4 protein-coding genes are annotated in these 3,378 nt (G+C 36.6%); all 4 read right to left on the bottom strand.

The window, feature by feature from the left end:
• Window positions 1–201: 201 nt before the first annotated feature.
• From LQZ76_RS09835 to LQZ76_RS09820, 4 genes are read right to left on the bottom strand one after another with little or no spacing between them, the layout of a single operon-like run.
• Window positions 202–864: an amino acid ABC transporter permease gene (locus tag LQZ76_RS09835; RefSeq protein ID WP_230099533.1), complete on the bottom strand. Its 663-nt coding sequence runs from the start codon at window positions 862–864 to the stop codon at window positions 202–204.
• 15 nt (window positions 865–879) lie between these two features.
• Window positions 880–1,515 (bottom strand): amino acid ABC transporter permease, encoded by a 636-nt coding sequence (locus LQZ76_RS09830; protein ID WP_230099532.1) that lies wholly within the window; start codon window positions 1,513–1,515, stop codon window positions 880–882.
• Entirely contained in the window at window positions 1,508–2,347 is an 840-nt protein-coding gene (locus LQZ76_RS09825) for a glutamate ABC transporter substrate-binding protein (RefSeq protein ID WP_432443420.1), read from the bottom strand. Before LQZ76_RS09825 ends, LQZ76_RS09830 begins: the two co-directional genes overlap by 8 nt.
• A gap of 33 nt (window positions 2,348–2,380) precedes the next feature.
• Window positions 2,381–3,118 carry an amino acid ABC transporter ATP-binding protein gene (locus LQZ76_RS09820; protein ID WP_284706047.1) on the bottom strand — a complete coding sequence of 246 codons (738 nt, stop codon included), beginning with the start codon at window positions 3,116–3,118 and terminating at the stop codon, window positions 2,381–2,383.
• Window positions 3,119–3,378 lie beyond the last annotated feature (260 nt).

The raw sequence follows: 3,378 nt of genomic DNA, 5'->3' as shown, positions 1-3,378 counted from the left end.
TAGCCAATTTTTTTAATCGTATTCGATTAGAATTGGCATAAAAAAAGACCCTAAATCTTTTACGATTTAGAGTCTAAAAACTCAATATCAACATCATTTGACAAAGAGCCCTTTTTAAGGTGTCGATTTTTATTATAAATTTCTATTAAAGCCGTTTTAGCGGCTCAAAAATTAATTATTTTTATGATATTCATTTAATAATCATGCTGTCCGACGGCTATGACGACTAAACCAACTGCCGGCTAATGCAAGGCAGTAGTTAACAATAAAGTACATCACAGCAATCGCTAAGAACATTGGAATCATATAACTATTATTTTGGCCGTAAATGATTTGCGCATTGTAGGTCAATTCTGGCAAGACGATGATCGTTGCCAAAGATGTATCCTTAATCAACGAAATTAATTGACTAACCAATGGTGGAATCATCCGTTTGTATGCTTGCGGTAAGACAATATACCACATAACTTGGGGCTTAGTCATCCCATTAGCAAGCGCCCCTTCTGTTTGGCCCTTAGGTACTGAAACAATCCCAGAGCGGACAATTTCAGCAATCATCGCGGCTTCAAAGACGGTTAAGGCGGCAATTGCGGATGTCATAATATTTAAACGAATCCCAAAATTTGGTAAACCAAAGTACGTAAAGAAAATAATTAACAACAATGGTAAATTCCGTAAAATATCAATAATAAGACCCACAATCATTGAAACAATCGGGAATTTAGCATAGCGAATGACCCCTAAAAATGAGCCAATCACAAAACTTAGCGCCCCTGAAATTACTGAAACTTCAATTGTGACCAATAATCCCTTCAATAAGAAACCGAGGTTAATTGCTGTATAGGCATTTAAAAAATCTTGCATCTCTTAACCTCCTTTCTACGCGAGTTTGTTTTCTAAGTACCGCATGTAGTAACTTAACGGTAAAGTGATAACTAAGTAAAATAAGCCGACGACAATGTACGTATCAATCGTATCAAACGTCGTTGAGGCAATTTCATTTCCTTGATACATTAAATCAAAACCAGCTACGAAAGCCAAAATTGATGAGTTTTTAACCAAGTTGATAAATTGATTACCAAGTGGTGGAATCACAATCTTAAACGCTTGCGGTAAGATAATAATGCGCATTGTTTGCCAATAAGTTAGCCCATTAGCCCGCGCCCCTTCCATCTGGCCTTTATCAACTGCTAAGATTCCTGCTCGGACAGTTTCAGCAATAAAGGCTGAGGTATACAGTGACAACCCGATTGTCCCAGCAACCAACCCATTCATTTTAATGAATTGGGTCACCACAACATAAAAGAACATTGTAACAACTAAGAGTGGAATATTCCGGAAAATTTGAATATAAATACGGGCAAGCACATTGACAAATTTATTTGGTAAGATTTCAAGAATCGCAAAGCCGGTCCCTAAAATCATTGAAATTACCAACGCAATGACGCTTGATAATAACGTGATGCCAAATCCGTGAACGAAATCTGACCAATGAGTTGTTAAAATATTAATCATTTAATAACGTCCTCCAATTAAATCCTGGTACATTACTGAACCATTTTTCGACTAAGCGATCGTAGGTCCCATCCTTATGGATTGCTTCAATCGCCTTGTTAATGGCGGTCTTTAACTTAGTTTGGCGCTTATCGATGACAACACTATAAGGTTCCTTCGTGAATGTTCCACCAACAACACGTGTGGTCGGATTTTGTTCTGACATCCCGTACAAAATCCCATTATCCGTCGTCAAAGCATCTCCTTGACCAGATTTTAAGGCCGTTAACGCTTGGGCATAATCTTGTAATTGTAATACCCGTGCTTGAGGTGCTACTTTTTTGATATTAATAACTGAGTTTGAACCAACCGTTCCTAAAACGGTAACTCCTTTATGATTCAAATCTTGCACATTTTTAATCTTGCTACCTTTAACAACTAGTAAAGATTGACCAGCATTAAAATATGGTACTGAGAAATCAACAATTTTGGCCCGTTCTGGCGTTCCAGTCATCGTTGCGATGATGGCTTGAATATTACCATTCTTTAATAACGGAATCCGGGTTTGGGATGTTACTTGAACAAAAACTGGTTTGGCCTTTGGATCAATGCGTTTAGTAATTTCTTTGGCCATATCAACATCGAAACCTTCAATTTTACCAGTTTTAATATTCATTAATCCAAACAATCGGGTATCGGCTTTGACCCCCCAAATCATTTGGTTACTTGATTTAACTTGATCATATTGATTTTGTTTGGTTAGTGCCGTTTCATTCCCACAAGCACTTAATGTTAAGAGCATGAGCATGAAGAAAGTCGCTAACCCAAACCATTTATATTTGCGTGTTACCATTGAAACTCCCTCCTTTTAAAAGTATTCCTCACACTAATGATTCAAGACTTGACTCAAGAACTTCTTAGCCCGTTCTTCTTTAGGATTTTCAAAGAATTCTTTGGCTGATCCCTTTTCAATAATCGTGCCATCAGCCATGAAAATAACTTGGTCCGCCACTTGTTTAGCAAAGCCCATTTCGTGCGTTACAACCACCATCGTCATATCAGAATCACGTGCAATCGTCTTCATAACTTCCAAAACATCCCCAATCATTTCTGGATCAAGGGCACTCGTTGGCTCGTCAAATAATAACACCTTGGGCTTCATGGCCAATGAACGTGCAATCGCCACCCGTTGTTCTTGTCCCCCTGAAAGCATATCAGGATAGCTATTCCCTTTATCCGCTAGCCCTACCATTTCTAATAATTTTTCTGCCATTTCACGATTTTCTTTTTCATCGCGTTTAAGGACAATTCGCGGTGCTAGCATAATATTTTCTAATACTGTTTTATTAGCATACAAATTAAAGTGTTGGAAAACCATGCCGACATTTTTACGCAACAAGTTCATATCACTTTTCTTTTTAGAAATATTTTCACCGTGGACAATTAAATCCCCAGCTTGAATTTGTTCCAATCCATTAATCGTCCGAATAAGTGTTGATTTCCCCGATCCTGATGGTCCAATCAAAACAACGGTCTTACCTTCTTCAATCTGCAAATTAATATTTTTTAGCGCGTGAAAATCACCATAGTATTTTTCTACGTTCTTAAATTCGATCATTGCCATAAAAAAATCTCCTGTTTTTTAATTTAAGTAAAGTTAATTCAAATTTTTTAGCACTTTTATTAAAAAAATACTTATTATTAGATATTTTAAATTTTTCTTTAGAGTTGATTCTATACTTAAATCTAAATTAATGCAAAATAAAAAACTCATTCTGCACTGACCCCCTCGAATTGGAGTAAATCCAATCGAGGGGGTTTTCTTATGTATTTTTCTCAAAAAATAAAATTAGATGCAATTATTGAGTACCAAAATGGTGTTCC

Source organism: Periweissella ghanensis, assembly GCF_918814755.1.
Taxonomy (GTDB): domain Bacteria; phylum Bacillota; class Bacilli; order Lactobacillales; family Lactobacillaceae; genus Periweissella; species Periweissella ghanensis.
Note: the sequence above shows the minus strand (reverse complement) of the source record. Positions and strands in the feature narration are given on the sequence as shown.

Coding starts and splice junctions, on each gene's coding strand:
- LQZ76_RS09835 (WP_230099533.1), bottom strand. CDS start 864: ATGCAAGATTTTTTAAATGCCTATACAGCAATTAACCTCGGTTTCTTA.
- LQZ76_RS09830 (WP_230099532.1), bottom strand. CDS start 1,515: ATGATTAATATTTTAACAACTCATTGGTCAGATTTCGTTCACGGATTT.
- LQZ76_RS09825 (WP_432443420.1), bottom strand. CDS start 2,347: ATGGTAACACGCAAATATAAATGGTTTGGGTTAGCGACTTTCTTCATG.
- LQZ76_RS09820 (WP_284706047.1), bottom strand. CDS start 3,118: ATGGCAATGATCGAATTTAAGAACGTAGAAAAATACTATGGTGATTTT.